At 66.8% G+C, this 17,394-nt stretch carries 3 protein-coding genes; all 3 read right to left on the reverse strand.

Features of this window, described 5'->3' with window-relative positions; all coding sequences use genetic code 11:
• Nucleotides 1–876: 876 nt before the first annotated feature.
• The 3 genes from PIB19_RS09735 to PIB19_RS09745 are packed head-to-tail and all read right to left on the reverse strand — an operon-like array spanning nucleotide 877 to nucleotide 16,885.
• Nucleotides 877–6,726 carry a hypothetical protein gene (locus PIB19_RS09735; protein WP_271240647.1) on the reverse strand — a complete coding sequence of 1,950 codons (5,850 nt, stop codon included), beginning with the start codon at nucleotides 6,724–6,726 and terminating at the stop codon, nucleotides 877–879.
• Complete coding sequence (locus PIB19_RS09740) at nucleotides 6,675–11,738, reverse strand: beta strand repeat-containing protein (protein ID WP_271240648.1); 5,064 nt, start codon at nucleotides 11,736–11,738, stop codon at nucleotides 6,675–6,677. Before PIB19_RS09740 ends, PIB19_RS09735 begins: the two co-directional genes overlap by 52 nt.
• Nucleotides 11,735–16,885, reverse strand: coding sequence for a hypothetical protein (locus tag PIB19_RS09745; RefSeq protein WP_271240649.1), 5,151 nt, complete (start codon nucleotides 16,883–16,885; stop codon nucleotides 11,735–11,737). The genes PIB19_RS09740 and PIB19_RS09745 overlap by 4 nt, the downstream gene beginning before the upstream one ends.
• Nucleotides 16,886–17,394 lie beyond the last annotated feature (509 nt).

The following is a 17,394-nucleotide window of genomic DNA, read 5'->3' on the forward strand; positions in this document are numbered from 1 at the left end:
ATCGTCGCGCCGCTGTTGCTGCTCAGCGTCACCGCAGTGTTCGCGCCGGTGTTCAGGCTGATCGTCTGGCCCGTGAGGTTGATCGTACCGCCGGTGTTGTTGGCGATGCTGATGCCGAGGCTGGTGTCGGTGATGTTGCCGGAGAGCGCCGCAGTGCCGCCGGTCCGGGCGGTCGCCTCGAACGAGCGCGACGCGGCGCCGCTCGTGGCGATCGTTCCGCCATAAGTGAAGTTGAGCGCGTCGCCGGTGAGCGAGACGCCGCGTGTGGTCGCGGTGATTGCGCCGCCCGCGACGTTCACCGTGCCGGTGATCGTGCCGGCGCCAACGCGCTGGACAACGATGCCGTTCGCCCCGCTGGTGTTGGCCGCCGAAGCGAAGGACAGGTCGACCGCGGTCGCCGTGCCGCCGGTATCGGTGACGCTGAGCAAAGTCCCGGTGGTCGTGGTGATCGAGTTGCCGCTGCCCTGGACGTTGACGGTGCCGCCGCCGGTGATGATCATGGCAGTGTTGGTGGTGCCGGTGATGTCGAGCCCCGACCCGCCCGCATTGAAGGTGATCGTCGAACCCTGATTGGCCGACAGGTTCACTGCCGTACCGGTGCTGGCGATGTTCATCGCGCCGTTGAAGTTGATTGCCCCGCCATTGCTGTTGATGATCGAGATCACCGTGCTGGCATTGGCGATGCTGCTGGTGATCGCGCCGTTGAACGTGGCGGTGCCGGCATCGTGCGCATCGATCTCGACGGCGACGCCGTCATTGTCGGTGATCGACCCGTCGAAAGTGACGTTGGCGCTGCTGAGCAGCGTGAAGGCGTTGCCCGCTCCATTATGCGTGAGGTTGGTGGCGGAGCCGAAGGTGAAGGTGCCGGTCGCGCCGTTATAGATGTCGATGCCGGCATTGCCGCCGTTGAGCGTGGTTATGCCGGTGAAGTTGTAGGTGCCGTCGGCATTGTTGAACTGCATGCCGCTGCCGCTGGTCGCATTGATCAGCCCGGCAAAGGCAAGGGTGCCGGTGCTGTGGTTGGCGACATTGAGCGTCAGCCCGCCCGCGGCCTGAACGATCGAGCTCGCCCCGTCGAAGTTGAAGCTCGCCGTGCCGCCGCCGATCGTGAGCGCCGATGTTGCCGCGCCGCCGATATCGACATTGGCTGCGTTGATCGTGCCGCCCGCATTGGTGAAGGACAGCCCGGTCGCGGCGCCGCTGATGGCGACGTTGGTCAATGTGGTCGTGCCGGTGGCGTTGTCGAGCGTGATCGAAGTGCCGGTCGCGCCGGTCGCGGTCACGTTGGTGATCGTGCTGCCGGCGGCGTTGAGCAGCACGTCGTTGGTATTGCCGGTGAAAGTGACATTGTCGATCGTGGTGTTGGTCGAGGGAGTGATCTCGATGCCGTAGCCGCCCGCCTGGTTGAAATTGCGGATCGTCATGAAGTCGATCACCGTGCCGGTGGCACCCGCCGCATCGACGATGCCGCGCAGCGCGCCCGCGGGCGCGCCGTTGAGGATGAAGCCCGAGATGCGGTTGCCGCTCGCGCCCAGCGTGATCACACTGGCGCCCGCCGCCGAGGTGAGCGTCGCCGCGCCCCCGGCCGTCGGATCGGCGATGTTGATGGTGCTGCTCGAAAGCAGGATCGTCGAAGGTACCACCAGCGTCAGCGCGAGCGGTCCCTGCCCGAAGCCACGCACCTGGGTATTGGCGATCAGGTTGAGCGTGTCGTTGGCATTCGAGCCGGCGGCGCTGATCGCGCTGCCGTTGTTGATCAGCACGATGACGTCGGTCGCCGCGAGCGCGAACTCGGCGGCCGCCAGCGTCATCGGATTGGCGCCGTCCGCGCCCGAGCCGTTGCCGCCGCCGATCGCTCCGTTCGAGATCGACGAACCATGTGCGGCCGATGCCGAAGCCGAGGCCGGGGCTCGCGCTGAAGATCACGTCCCTGAAGTTGTAGGTGCCGGCCACCGGAGCGGCCGCTGCGTTGATGCCGGTGACCGCCGAAATGGTGGCGTATGTGTCGATGGCCGATTCACCGTCGCCATAAATGAACGTCGCGTTGGTCGCGGCGTCCAGCCATATGCCGGTATTGACCCCGGCGATCGTAGCGACGCCAGCCGGGGCGTCGCCGAGCCGAACGGTCTGCACGCTCGTCATACCGCGCAAATCGACCGCGATGCTGGTGCCGGCCGCCGCCGCGTTGGTCACGTCGAAGGAAATCGTCTCGATGCCGGCGGTCAGTGCCGCGCCGTTCAGGTCGAAAGCGACGGCGGTCGTGCTGTTGAGGCCGATATCGAGATCGGTGATCACCAGCGCCGCGCCTAGCGCGGTGTTGACGTCGATTCCGCGGCTGGTGATCCCCTGAAGATTGACCGTGCTGAGATAGATCGTGCCGCCGCCGGTGGCGGTCACGTCGGTGAGTACGATCCCCGTCGCCGCGCCGTTCGCGCTCACGCTGTTGAAGTTGATGCCGGGCGCACCGACGGTGAGACCGCTCAACGTCATCGTCTGGCCGGTGCCGCTGGTCAGCGAATTGCCCGAACCGGCGATGCTGAGCGTGCCGCCCGAAGCATTGAGCGCCGCGCCGCCGGTGGTCACAACATCCACGCCGGTGCCGCCACCACCGAAGATGATCGTGGCGCCGGCATTGTTGGTGAGCGACAGGCCGGCACCGACCGTGTTGTTGATCGTGACCGCGCCGTTGAAGGTCGCGTCGAGCGCGTCGGTCTGGCCGGTGTTGTTCTCGACCGCGATGCCCGCGATCGTGGCGTTGGTGACGTTGACCGCGCCGGTGACGGTGAAGAAGCCTTCGACCTGATCGAGCTGGATGCCATAGGCGCCGTTGGTCGCGGTGACGCTCGACAGCGTCATGTTCACGGTCAGCGGGTCGAGATTGACTGCCGTGCCGAAGGTCGTGTCGAAGGAGCCGTCGGCGGTGGTCAGCAGGAAGCTGTTCGCCTTCGAATTGGCGACGAGCAGGCCGGTGCCGCCGGTGTTGGCGATGTCGAGATCGCTGAAGGTCAGCGAACCGGAGACGTTGATGAGGTCGAGGCCGTCGCCCTGCACGCGGGCGCCGGCGGTGCCGATCGTCAGTGCGCCGGCATTGACTGCCTGGATGCCCGCGGTGGCGAGATCGCTGTCGAAGGTAACGGTGTCGAACACCAGGCCCGCAGTCTCGCCGCCCGCCGTGCCGATCGACAGGTTCGACATGCCGGTGACCGTCAGCGTACCGCCGGCGCCATTGAGGTTGAGCAGTGCGCCCGCCTGGTTGCCTGCATTGGCGAGCGTCAGGTTCTGGAGATTGACCGCCCGCACCAGCGCGCCCGAGCGGATGTCCACCGCCGCGCCGCCGCCTGAAATCGTGCTGTTGCGGATCGTCGCGATGCCCGCGGTGCCGTTGGCAAAGATGCCCGCGCCCGCGCCGGTGTTCGAGACCACGACACCGTCGATCACGCTGGTGCCGCCGAGCTGCACCGTGCCGATGGCGTCGGCGGAGGTCAGCAGCGGAGCGCCCGAGCCGCTATTGGGGTTGGTGATCGTGCCGGTGGTGACGTTGAACACGAACACGTTCGGCGGCGCGCCGCCGCCGACATTGAAGGTGTCGGTGTCGCGGAAGCTGAGCAAGGATTGGTTGTTCGCCAGCGTCAGCGTGCCCGAGATCGTGTCGAAGCTGCCGGCCCCCGCCTGCGTGTCGAGCAGGACGATGAAACTGGCCGTCGACGCGTCTGCGGCGGCGAGGCTTCCCGGATCCGACCTGCTGCCCACGCCGGTGGCGCCGGCACGGACGAAGAAGGCGCTGACCTCGAGCGGGCTGGTGTCGCCCACCAGCGTCGCGTCGCGGAAGTCGTAGGTCCCCGTGGCGCCGTTGAGCCCCGCGATGACGATCGGCGTGGCGGCGTTGATCGTCGACGCGGCCAGATCGAAGTCGATGTTCGAACCGTCGCCGTAACGGAAGGTGCCGGTGCGCGACGCGTTGGTGAGATCGACGCCGATGCCAACACCGATGATGGTGCTGCTCTCGTTGACGGTGAAATTGCCGAGCCCGGTATTGCCGGTGAGATCAATGCCGCGCGTTCCGGTGGCCGAGGCCCCGCTGATGTCGAGCGTCTCGAAGAAGACGTTGCCGCCGCCCGTCAAACGCGCATCGACACCACGCGCGCCGGTCTGCAGCGCAGTGATGTCGATATTGCCGAAGTCGAGCAACACGGTGTTGCCCGCCCCGATCAGGATACCCGCCGTGGTCGCGCCGTCGATCGTGCCGTCGCCGACAGTCAATGTACTCGTGAGACCGCTCGCTCCGATCCCGATTGCACTCGAACTGATGTCGATGGTGCCGATGGTGATGGCGCCGCTGTTCGCGGTCAGCGCGATGCCCGTGCCGAGCGCGCCCGACACCGTGACGTTGCCAAGGTTCACCGTGGCACTCGAATCGTGGAGCGCCACCGCCGACCCGGAAGCGCCCGAGACGTTGATGCTGCCGAAGCTGAGCGTGCCGAGGCCGGCCACCGAGTCGAGGTCGATACCGGCGGCCGACGTGGCCGACGCAACGGTACCGAAGCTCAGATTGGCGCCGCCGACGACGATGTCGTCGATCGCGAGCAGCGCACCCAGGCCGCTGTGCGACACGTTGATGCCCGATCCGGCGACCGTAAGCGTGCCGGCGCCGTTTCCGGCCAGCCCCAGCGCGGTGCCGCTGCCCGAGGAGGAAACGGTCAAATTGGTCAGCGTCGCCGAAGCGGCGCCGCCGCCGTCCAGAAGCAAGAGACCGTGCCCGGGGCCTGAGATCGTCGCATTGGAGATCGTGACGCCGGACCTGCCGGAGCCGAACACCGCCGCGCTGCCGTTCACGCCCTGCACGAACACGCCGTCGACGAGACTGTTGTTGGCGAGGGTGACGGTGTTGTCGGCACCGGTAGTGGTGAGGATCGGTGCACGGTCGGTCGCGGTGAGCGCCGAAGCGGCATAGGGGTTGACCACCTGCCCGGTCGTCACCCCGGTCAGGATAATGTTCGCGGGGGCACCGCCGGGTAGCGTGATCGTGTTGCCGTCGCGGAAGCTGCGCAGGATCTGGCTGACATCGAGCGCCAGCGTATCGTTGCCGTTGGTGCCGGCGGCGTCGAGCACGTCCTGCCCGCCGGTCGGGTCGTTCAGCAGGATGATGATGTCGACCGCCGCCGCCTCGGCGCCGGCAAGGCTGCCCGGATCGCCGAGCGTGCCAGCACCGCTCGCACCGGCGAGCACGTAATAGACCGTCGCAGTGGTCGCGAGCGCGCTGTTGTCGCCGACGAGATTCACGTCGGCGAAATTGTAGGTCCCCGTTCCGCCGTTGAGGCCGGTGATGACGAGCGGCGTGGTGGCGGTGATCGTCGACGCCACGTCGATCGCGCTCTCGCCGTCGCCATATTGGAAGAGGCCGGTGCGCGACGCGTTGGTCAGGTCGACGCCGACGCCGACGCCGGTGATCGTGCTGCTGTTCGTGACGACGATGTCGCCGGTGCCGGTATTGCCGGTGAGATCGATGCCCTTGCTGCCGACGGTCGAGGTGCCGGTGATGTCGAGCGTGTTGAAGGTGACGGTGCCGGTAGCGCCGGTGAGACTCACGGCGGTCTGGTTGGCGCGCAGTCCGGTAAGGTTGACGTCGCCGAAGGTGAAGCTGCCCGCCGATCCATTGACGATCGCGATGCCGGTCGCGGGCCCGGCCAGCGCGGTATCGAGCTGGACCGCGTCGAACTGATAGGTTCCGTCGGCATTGTCGAAACGCATGCCCCCGCCGCCGCTGACCAGCACCGTAGCGGTCGAGAAATTGAGCGTGCCGGCGCTGTGATTGATCACTTCGATCGCCGGCGTGAGCAGGCCCATCACGTCGATCGTGCCCGAATAGGTCACCGACGCGGTCGAGTTGGCGATGGCGAATGCCGGCGCGCCATCCGCGCGCACGAGCGTGTTCGCCCCGAAGGTGAAGCTGCCCGCAGAGCCATTGGTGATCGCGATCCCGCTATCGAGACCGTCGAGCGTCGTGAAGCCGGTGAAGCTGTAGGTGCCGTCGGCGTTGTCGAACGTGAAGCCGGGGCTGCCGGTGCCGCTGTTGAGACCGATGAAGCCGGTGAAGTTGATCGTACCGGCGCTGTGGTTGGTGACGCTGATCGCCGCCACTGCCGGGCCGACGCCATAGTTGAGGCTTCCGCCATAGGCGACGGAGGCGGTCGAATCCTGCACGTTAAACCCGATGCCGCTGGGCTTGGTGATCGACGTGCCACCGTTGAACGAGAAGGTGCCTGCCGAACCGTTGACGATGTCGATACCGGCATCGCCGCCGTTAAGTGTCGTGGTGCCGGCAAAAACATAGGTGCCGTCGGCATTGTTGAACTGCAGCCCGGTCCCGTTGGTGATGTTCAGCGTACCGGTCTGGAACAGGATCGTGCCGACGCTGTGATTGACGATGTTCACCGCTGGCTGACCGCCGGTCGCGTAGGTCAGGTTACCGCTATACGTCACCGCCGCGCTCGAATCGGCGACATTGATCCCGGCGCCGCTCGTGCTGGTGATCGACGTGCCCGTGCCGAAGCTGAAGGTGCCGGCCGAGCCATTGACGATGCTGATGCCCCCAGCGCCGCCAAGCGTGGTGGTGCCCGTGAAATTATAGGTGCCATCCGCATTTTCGAACACCAGCCCCTGGCCGCCCGTCCCGCTCAGCGTTCCGCTGAAGGTCGCGGTCGTGATGTTGCCGTTGCTGACCCGCACCAGGGGAACCCCGGCGCGGCGCCGGAAAGGTCGCCGGCATAATTGAAGCTGCCGGCACCGGTGTTGGCCAGCCAGATGCCCAAGCCCCCGGGCACCGCGATCGACGAGCCGCTGCCGAAGTCGAAATTGCCGCTGGTAGTGCCGCGGAGCCAGATGCCGTAGCTCGGGCTGCCGGTGATCGTCAGCGTGCCGATATCGAGCGCCCGCCCGCCCGCCCCGACGCCGGTCACGTTTTCGACGAATACACCGCCATAGGCACCCGCATAATCGACGCTGGCCAGTTGAATATCGGCCGAGAGATTGGACAGGTTGAGCGCGGCTTTCGTGATGGAAGCCGGACCGGTATCGACCGTGCCGCCGGTGATGGTGAGCCTGAAGCCGGGCGCGCCGCTGGCATAGATGCCGTCGCCATTGGTGTTGAAGACCGTCGTGGCGAGGCTCAGCGCGCCGCCCGCACCGTCGAGCACCAGCCCCGACGCGCCGACCCGGCTCGATGCGCCGCCGATGTCGAGCGTGCCGGTCACGGTCTGGGCCCCGGCCGTTACCAGATCGGCATCGAACGTCACGTCCTCGCTCCACAGGCCGCTGCCCATGTTGCCGCCGCGGAGGGTGATGCCGTTGAGCGCGGTGACGGTAAGCTGGCCGCCGCCGCTGCCGATCAGCGAGAGCACGTGATTGGTGCTGCTCGAAAGATCGAGGTTGCTCAGCGCGACGTCCGCGGTGCCGCCATTGTCGATGATCTGGATCGCGTTGACGCCGCCATGGATCACGCTGTTGCGGATCATGACGCCGGTGACGCCGGCGCCGAATACGCCCTTCCAGTCGAGATTGCCGATCTGGACGCCGTCGATCAACGCGCCCGAGGCGAGGTTGACCGTGGTTGCGCCGGCCTGGCTGGTGGTGAGCAGCGGCGCGCCCGATCCCGCATAGGGATTGGCGACCGATCCGCCGACGATACCGTACAGCAGCAGATTGGCCGGCGCGCCTCCGCCGATGCTGAGCGTATCGCCGTTGAGGAAGCTCAGCAGGCTCTGATTGGCAGCGAGATCGAGCTCGCCTCCGGCCGAGGCGCCGTCGATCACGTCCTGTCCGGCACCCGCCGCATCGAGCAGGATAATGACGTCGACACCCGAGGCCTCGGCAGCCGCGAGGCTGCCCGGATCGGTGCGCGTGCCGGCGCCTGTCGCGCCCGCTTGTACCCAGAAGACAGTCTTGTTGGTCTGGAGAGTGCTGGTGTCGCCGGTGAGGACGACATCGGCAAAATCATAGGTACCGCCGGGGTTGAGCCCGGCAATGACCAGTGGCGTTACCGCGTTGATCGAGGAAGCCGCGCCGTCCGCATCCGTGCTCGAGCCGTCGCCATAGCGGAAATTGCCGGTGATCGCCGCATTGGTGAGGTCGACGCCCACGTCGACGCCGCTGATCGCGCTGCTCTCGTTGATGATGATGTCGGCGGCCGTGGTCGAGCCGGTGAGATCGATGCCGGTGCCGCCGGTGCCGGTGATGTCGAGCGTCTGGAAGGTGACGTTGCCGGTCGCGCCGGTGAGATCCACCGCGGTCTGGCCGGCGCCGAGATCGGCAATGTCGATGTCGCCGAAGGTAAATCCGCCGGCCGATCCGTTGAGGATCGCGATCCCCGAGCCGCCGGCCGTCGCGAAGCTGCCGAAGCTGTAGGTGCCGTCGGCATTGTCGAAGCGGACGGTCGTGCCGCCGTTCAGATCGAGCGTCGCGCCCGAGAAATCGATCGTGCCGACGCTGTGATCGGTGATGCTGATCCCGTTGCCGCCGAGTGCATAGGCATAGCCCAGATAGTCGATCGTCGCAGTCGAGCTGGACACGGCGAGGGCGGAGCCCCCGTTGGCGATGACTGTGGTGTTGGCGCCGAAGGTGAAGTCGCCGGCCGAACCATTGGCGATCACGATACCCGCGCTGCCCGCGTCGAGCCCGGTGGTGCCAGTGAAATTATAGGTGCCGTCGGCGTTGTCGAAATTGATGCCGGTCCCGGTGGTGATGTCGATCAGCCCGGTGAAGTCGATCGTCCCGCCCGAATGATTGACGACGTTGATCGCCGCTAATCCGGCGCTCCCATAGCTGATCGTGCCCGCATAGCCGACCGATGCCGTCGAATCCTGTATGTCGACCGCGATCCCGCCTGGGCTGACGATCGTCGTGTCGGCACCGAAGCTGAAGCTGCCCGCCGATCCGTTGAAGATGCCGATGCCGGCGGCCATGTTGGCGCTGCCGGTGAAGTTGTAAGTGCCGTCGGCGTCGTCGAAGACGAGCCCGGTGCCGCTGGTCGCGTCGATCGCTCCGGTGAAGTTCACCGTTCCGCTATGGCCACCGCTGACGCTGAGGACCGCGTCGACACCGGCATAATTGACGCTGCCGGCATAATTGAATGTGCTCGCGCCCGTATTGGACAGTGAGATCGCGGCACCCGTGGTCGTGCCGATCGATGAACCCACACCGAAGCTGAAGCTGCCGGCGGCGCTCCCGGACATCGCTATGGCGCTGGCGGCGCCGTCGGCAACGGTCAGAGTCGCCACGTCGATTGCCCGGCCTAGCGGACCCGCGCCCGTTACGTTCTGGGTCGAGACCGCCGTACCGGCTCCCGCATAGGTGATCGACGCAAGCACCACGTCCGCCGAGGCATTCGCCAAATACAGTCCGTATCCGGTGGAATTCAGCGCATCGATCGTGCCGCCGGTGATGTCGAAACGGAGCGCGCCCGGCGTCCCCTGGACCAGGACGCCCGAACCGCCGTCCGTGGCCACGTCCATATCGAAGGCCGCGGCGCCCTCGGTGTCGATCAGGAAGATGCCGGTGCTGGTCACGCGTGACCCGACCGAACCGATATCGAGCGTTCCCGAAACCGTCTGGAAACCTGCGGTGGTCAGATCGGCGTCGAAGGTCACGCCGCTGCCGTAAATACCGAAGAGCTCGCCATTGCCGCCGGCGATGGTGATCTGGTCGAGCGCAGTGAGAGTCAGGGCGCCGAGACCGGTGCCGTCAAGCTCGAGCACGGCGCCGCTGCTCGCCGCGAGTTGCAGGTTGCGCAGCGAGGCGCTGGTACCGGCGGCACCATCCGCCAGCATGATGGCGTTGCTGCCGGCGCTGATATTGCTGTTGCGGATCGTGACGTTCGCCGCGTCGGAAGCGAAGATGCCCCGTCCGTTCGGCGCATTGATGAGGATGCCGTCGACAAGGGTGTTCGACGCGAGGATGAGCGTATCGGCACCGGTCGAATTGGTGAGGACCGGCGCGCCCGAAGCCGCGAACGGATTGACGATCTGTCCCGGCGTGAGCCCGAACAGCACCAGATTGGCGGGGCCGCCTCCCGGCAGCGTGAGCGTGTCGCCGTTGAGGAAGCCGAGCAGCGATTGGCCCGCGGCGAGATCGAAGCTGCCGCCTGCGCTCGCCGCGTCGAGCGTGTCCGACCCGCCGCTCGGATCGTTGAGCAGAATGATGAACTGCGCGCCGGATGCCTCGGCGCCGGCAAGGCTGCCGGGATCGGCCATGGTCCCCACGCCGGCGGCGCCGTCGGCGACGAAATAGGTCGTCGCCGAGGTGGTCAGCCGGCTGGTGTCGCCGATCAGGTTCACGTCGGCGAAGTCATAGGTTCCCGTCGCGCCGTTGAGCCCGGTGATCTCGATCGGCACCCCGGCGCTGATCGTCGAGGCGGCGCCGTCCGCGTCAGTGTTCGAGCCGTCGCCATAGCGGAAATTGCCGGTGATCGCGGCATTGGTCAGGTCGACGCCGATCCCGACCCCGGTGATGCTGCTGCTCTCGATGACGGTGATGTTCGCCGCGGTGGTCGAGCCGCTGAGATCGATGCCCTTGCTGCCGACGGTCGAGGCGCCGGCGATATCGAGCGTCAGGAAAGTGACGTTGCCGAGCGCCCCGGTCAGATCGACTGCGGTCTGGTTGGCACCAACTCCGGTGATGTCGACATTGTCGAAGCTGATCGCCCCCGAACCCGTGATCACGATGCCCGCGCCGCCGGAAAGCTGGACGTCGCCCAGCATGCTGGTGCCGTCCGCGCCGAAGAACAGCAGTCCCGTGCCCGCGCTGGCGCTGATCGTCGCCTGCGAGAAGTCGACGACGCCGCCGGTCTGGCCGAAGACCACGAAATTGTCGGTGTTCAGCCCCTGGGCGAGGCTGCCCAGATAGGTGACGTTGGCGTCCGAATTCTGCAGCACGAAATTGGCGACCGCGCCGTTGGTGACGCTGGTATCGGCGCCGAAGAAGAAACTGCCCGAGGAGCCGCTCGCGATGTTGATCCCGGCGTCGCCGCCGTGGAGCGTGGTGGTGCCAGTGAACGAATAGGTCCCGTCGGCGTCGATGAACTGGAGGCCGGCGCCGTCGGTCACGTCGATCGTGCCGTCGTGGAAGCTGGCGGTGCCGGTATGCGATTGGAACCCCAGCGTAACCGCCGCACCGGCATTGCTGGTGATGTCGCCCGAATAATCGAGATTGACCGAATCGGCCAGGAAGACCGCAACGCCGGCGCTGTCGGTGATCGACGCGTTGGTGAACACATAATTGCCGCTGCCGGTGAGGATCAGGCCGCCGTCGGTGAGATTGAGCGAAGCCACGTTGAGCACCGCTTTGGCCGGATCGGCGGCGACGGTGTCGATCATGCCGATTCCGCCGCCGGTGGCGACGATGCTCCCGAAGTTGAGCGTCAGCGCGGCGTCGGCGCCTATCAGCGCGTAGCCTCCCGACGTATCGATCGAGCCCGCGCGGACGATCGCCGTCAGGGCGAGATTTCCACTGAGCCCGACGCCGACATCATTGGCATTCACTACGTTGAGGCTGACGAAATCGAGGCTGCCGTCGCTGGCATTGACGATCAGGCCGGTGCCGTCGACCCGTGCGCCCGCCGCGCCGATGGTCATCGAACCGATCACTGCCTGCGCGCCCGCCGTGGCGAGATCGGCGTCGAATAGCACGCCGTCGGCATAGAGGCCGCCCGTCTCGCCATTGCCGCCCTGGATGGTGATGCCGCTCAACTGCGTGACGGCCAGCGTCCCCCACCGGTCCCGTCGAGCAAGGCGACCATCCCGCCGGTCGACGAGAGCGTCAGGTTGCTCAGCGCGACGCTCGCGCTCAGGCCGGCGTCGGAAAGCGCGATCGCGCCGCCGGGCCCGGAGATATGGCTGTTGCGGATCGTGACATTGGCGACGCCGTTGCCGACCACGCCGATCCCGTTGACGCCGCTGCCGATGATCAGGCCGTCGAGAAGGTTGCTGCCGCCCAGGTTTACGGTGTTCGCGCCTGCCATCGTGGTGGTCAGGACCGGGGCGCCCGATCCGGCAAAGGGATTGCCGATCTGGCCCGACGGAATGCCGAACAGCAGCAGGTTCGCCGGAGCGCCGCCCGGCAGCATCAGCGTGTCGCCGTTCAGGAAGCTGAGCAGAGAGCGCCCGGCCGCCAGATCGAACGATCCGCCCGCGCCCGCCGCGTCGAGAACGTCCTGCCCGCCCGTCGGATCGTTGAGCAGGATGATCGTATCGGCCGCAGAGGCTTCGGCGCCCGCGAGGCTGCCCGGATCGGCGATCGTACCCACGCCGGTGGCGCCCGCCTTGACGAAATAAAGCGTGGCCGAGGTCGTCAGCGTGCTGGTGTCGCCGGTGAGCGCGACGTCGAGGAAATTGTAGCTGCCCGCCCCGACATTGATCCCGGTGATCACGATCGGCGTCACCGCGTTGATCGACGAGGCCGCGCCGTCGGCGTCGGTGTTCGAACCGTCGCCATAGCGGAAGCTGCCGGTGATCGCCGCATTGGTCAGATCGACGCCAATGCCGACGCCGGTGATGCTGCCGCTCTCGGTGGTGGTGAAATTGGTGGCGAAGGTCGCGCCGGTCAGATCGATGCCGCGCGTGCCCGCGGTCGAGCTGCCGGTGATGTCGAGCGTGTTGAACTTGACCGTGCCCGATGCATTGCGCGCGTCGACGCCGGTGGTGCCCGCGCCCAGCCCGGTAATATCGACATCGCCGAAGCTGATCGTGCCGGCGCTGCCCGCGCCGATCACGATGCCCGATGTGCCGGGATTGGAGATGCTTGTCGTGCCGGTGAACGATACCGCGCCGTCGACATCGGCGAGCGTCACGCCCGTGCCGCTGCCGGTGACCGCGAGACCGGCGATCGTCACCGCGCCGCCCGTGCCCACGCCGTTGATCGATACGCCGCTTACGCCGCCGCTGATCGACGCGCTGGCGACCGTGACATTGCCCAGAATGTTCTGGAGGTTCAGCCCCGCCCCGGCCGCGCCGCTCGAGCTGAGCGCGCCGAACGCGACCGTACCGCTATTGCCGCTCAACTCGACGGAGTCGCCGCCGCTGGCCGAGGCACTGACCGCACCCACGGAGACAGCACCGCTGTTATTGGTGATTTGCACCGCGTCGCCGGCGCTGCCCGCCACGCTGACGGCGCCGATGGAAACCGCTGCGCTGTTGCCGCTGATCGCGACGCCCGCTCCGGCACCGGTGCCGCCCACCGCGACACTGCCGATCGCGACGCCGCCGCCGGTCACGCCCTGCACGGTAAGCGCAGTGCTCGCTGAAGTTCCCGTCGAGATCGTGCCGAACGCGATCCCGCCCGAGCTCAGATCGGTCAGCGATGCCGCGGCGCTCGTCCCCGTCGCCGCGATATCGACGTCCGATGCCGAGACCGTCAGCGTTCCCGCGCCCGCTCCACTCAGGCTCAGCGTCGTGCCGGACGAGGAGGAGAGGTCGAGATGCATGAGCGTCACCGAGGCGGCCGCTCCGCCATCGCTGATCGCGATCGCGCCGGCGCTTCCGCCGATATCCGAATTGGCGATCGTCACGCCGCTGACGCCGATGCCCTCGACGCCGACATCATTGCCCGCATTGCGGATGACGAGGCCGTCGATCCGCGAATTGTTCGACAGGTTGACCGTCGCCGAACCGGCGGTGGTCGTCGTCAACACCGCGCCGCCCGAGCCGGCATAGACGTTGGTGATCCCCGCGGGCCCGATCCCGCTGACGATGAGGTTGGCCGGCAAGCCGGCACCGCTGACCGCGATGAAATCGCCGTTCAGGAAGCTGACCAGCGATTGCCCGGCAGCGAGATCGAACGATCCGCCCGCGCTCGCAGCGTCGAACACGTCCTGCCCGCCAGCCGGATCGTTGAGCAGCACGATATATTGCGCGGCGGAGGCATCGGCCCCGGCAAGGCTGCCCGGGTCGCTGCGCGTGCCCGCGCCCGTCGCCCCGACACGCGCATAATAAGCCGTGAAGCCGGCGCCGGTCAGGTTGGAGGTGTCGCCCACCAGATTGACATCGGCGAAATTATAGCTTCCGTTGGAAGCGTTCATCAGCGCGATGACGATCGGAATGTTGGCGGCGATCGTGCTGTTCAGCGGCACCGGATTGCCGTCGCCGAAGCGGAACTGGCCGGTCATGTTGGCCTGCGTCAGGTCGACGCCGATGTTCACGCCCTGGATGATGCTGCCGTTGAGGACGATCACATTGCCGGCATTGGTCGATCCGGTGACGTCGATGCCCTTGCCGCCGCCCGTGCCGGTGATGTCGAGCGTCGTGAACAGCACATTGCCGTGCGCGCCGGTCACGTCGAGACCGGTGAAGTTACCGAGCCCGGTGATATCGACATTGCCGAACGTGACGCCGCCCGGCACGTTGCCGATGACGATGCCGTTGGCGCCCGGATTGGCGATCGTCACCAGCCCGGCGAAGTTGATCGATCCCGCAAGGTTACCCAGCGTGATCGCATTGCCCGCAGTGCCGGTGAGCGTGATCGCGCCGAACGTGATCGCCGATCCGGCCAGCGTGTCCTGCACCAGAATCGGCCCGCGGCCACTGATCGGGCCAGTGAAGTTGAGCGTGCCCGACGTGTTGAAGATCGCGACGATGGCAGCGGTGCCGGTTGGATCGGTGATCGATGCGCCGAATGCCAGATTGGTGCTGCCGCCGCTGCCCGCGACGCCCTGCGTGCCGATCCGGACCGAGCTGCCGCCGCTGTTGGTGATCGCGCCGCCATTGACGCGCACCAGGCCGGTCGAGTTGAGGATGACCAGCCCGTCGCCGCCGCTGTTCGAGATCGTCAGCGTGCCGATGGTGAGCGCGTTGCCGCCGGTCCCGCCGCCCTGAACGGTGTTGAGGATCACGCCCGGCCCGGCCGCGCCGACCGAGCTGATGCTGGCGAAGTTGAGGTCGATCACCAGCGGATCGAGATCCGCCGCGGTGCCGCCGACAGTGTCGATCGTGCCGTCCAGCGTCGCCAGCGTGAAGCCGTTGACCTTGGAATTGACGACGCGCAGGCCGGTGGCGCCGCTGTTGGCGATATCGAGATCGGTGAAGCTCAGGCTGCCGATGACGTCGGTGAGGAACACACCCTGCCCGTTCACGCGCGCGGCGGTGGTGCCGACTTCCATCCGGCCCGCATTGACCGTCTGGATGCCCGCCGTGGTGGTGTTGGCGTCGAAGGTCGCCGAACGCACGCTGAGGCCGCCGGTCTCGCCGGTGCCGCCGCGGATCGTGATTCCGGAAAGTCCGGTGACGGTGACGGTGCCCGCGCCCGATCCGTCGATGTCGAGCACGTTGGCGCCGGTCGCCGAGAGCGTCAGGCCCGACAACGAGACTGCGAGGTTCGCGCCGCCGTCGTTGATGTCGACTGCGCCCGCACCGCCCGAAATCGTCGAATTGGCAAGGCTGACGCTGCTGCCGCCGTTGACCAGCACGCCCGCGCCCGCGCCGCCGCGGACGGTAAGGCCGGTGAGCGCCACCGAACCCAGGGTATTGGTCAGCGAAATGCCCGCGCCGCCGGTATTCTCGACGATCACCCGGTCGATCGCGAACCCGCCGACGCCGTTCGCGGCAATGCCCGTGCCCGCGCCGCGGACGGTAACGTCGCGAACCACGGATCCCTGGCCCAGCGTCACCGTCGCGCCCGCGGCATTGCTGCCGACGATCACGCCGTTGGTGCCGCCCAGCGCGAACTGCGCGGTGCCGCCGTTGAGCAGGCGCACATCGACTGCGCCCGCGCCGCCGAGCAGATATTGGTTGGTGGCGAGCGTCACGCCTGGCGTGGTGATGTTGCCGCCACTGCCGAGCGCCACGACCACGCCATTGGCGCCCGCGCGAGTCACGGCATCGCTGATCGTCGTCGGCGTGGCCAGCGTTCCCGCCGCCCCGGCGACGCCCGTACCGCTCGCATAATAGAAGCCGCCGAACTCGTTGCCCGTGCGCGCGTCGACTGCGAAGCGGCTGCTCGTCAGGTCCCGATAGCGGCTGCCCGAACGCGCGACATAATCGCGGCGCACGCGGTCGCCCATCTGCCGATCGAGACCGGTCGGCACGGCGCCGCGATCGCCCGAGCGGCCGCCGAACGGAACCGACAGCCGCACCGTCGCCCGCGCGTCGGTGCCGAAGCGATTGTCGTGCTCGACCGTGCCGCCGAACGTGAAGCGCGCTCCGCTGTTCCGGTCCTCGATATCCATCTCGAGCCCGCCGCGGATCCCGCGGTAGTTCCGGTCGGCATCCTTGTCCCAATAATCGAAGCCGCCCACCGAGCCGCGGATGCTGGCATTGCTGCCGACCGGCAGGCGCACGCCCGCCTCGCCGTTGAAACCCTGGAGCGGAATCGCCTCGAGCCGGAAGCCGCTGTGCCGTTCGATCAGCCGGTTGTTCTCGAGCACCAGAGCGGCCGAACTCGTGGCAGCGGGATCGATATAGCCGATCGTCCGTATCTTGCTGAGCGGCAACCGGTAATTGACCCGGACGTCGAATACCGAAGTGAAGCCCTCGAGCCCCATCGACACCGCCGCCTGATCGCGCGAGCCGATGTCCGAACGGTAGAAATCGGCACCGGCATTGACGCCGATGGCGACGTCCTCGCCCACGCGGACGCGCGCGCCGATAGTGGCCGAGCCGTTGCGGTCGAAGCGCTGGTCATAGCCGATCCGGCCGTCGACATAGACGAGGCTCGAATCGTTCTGCGCGATCGGCGCGAACAACGAGGTCGAGACGCCGATGTCCTTGCCGACCTGGGCATCGACTTCCGCGCGCGGCTTCCAGGTCGGGGCATCGCTGGTCTGTCCCCAGGCGGGCGCCGCCGCCGCGAGGATAGCTCCGGTCAGGCACGTCGAAAATAGCCGTGCCTTGCTGGACTTGCGCATCGATGTTCCCCGTCCGCCCGCTGCGATCAGCAGCAGGCGCTCCCATTAAGCGTGCGCGCTCGCACGTCCGTCTTTGCGGACGTTGTCGAACCCCTAGGCGACACCTGCATGGGAGATTAGCACAGCGGTAAATCTGCAACAAGCAAGAGGTATCAATGATTACCAAGGGGTAGAGACAAGTTCGATTACACCTGCCCTCTTTCGGGACATGCTATTGTCGAGGTTCTAGCGGGCTGGGGTGTTTATAGGATGTCGACTTGTAACCGCGTTGACACATTCATTCCTATATCAAATCTTGGCTTGCGCCCGTGGATCCCTAATAGACATCGCGAAGCAATAACCTGATCCGGTCAATTGGCATTGTTGCCAAACACTTGCTCCGAATTGAGAACACACACAGTCCGTCATCCCCGCGAAAGCGGGGACCTAGAGCCAGACAGGAACGTCGCTCTTCCCCCTCCCTGCAAGGGAGGGGTTAGGTCGTATCGACGTTCGAGATCCTCCCCCGC

It is taken from the genome of Sphingomonas sp. 7/4-4 (assembly GCF_027941955.1).
Taxonomy (GTDB): domain Bacteria; phylum Pseudomonadota; class Alphaproteobacteria; order Sphingomonadales; family Sphingomonadaceae; genus Sphingomonas.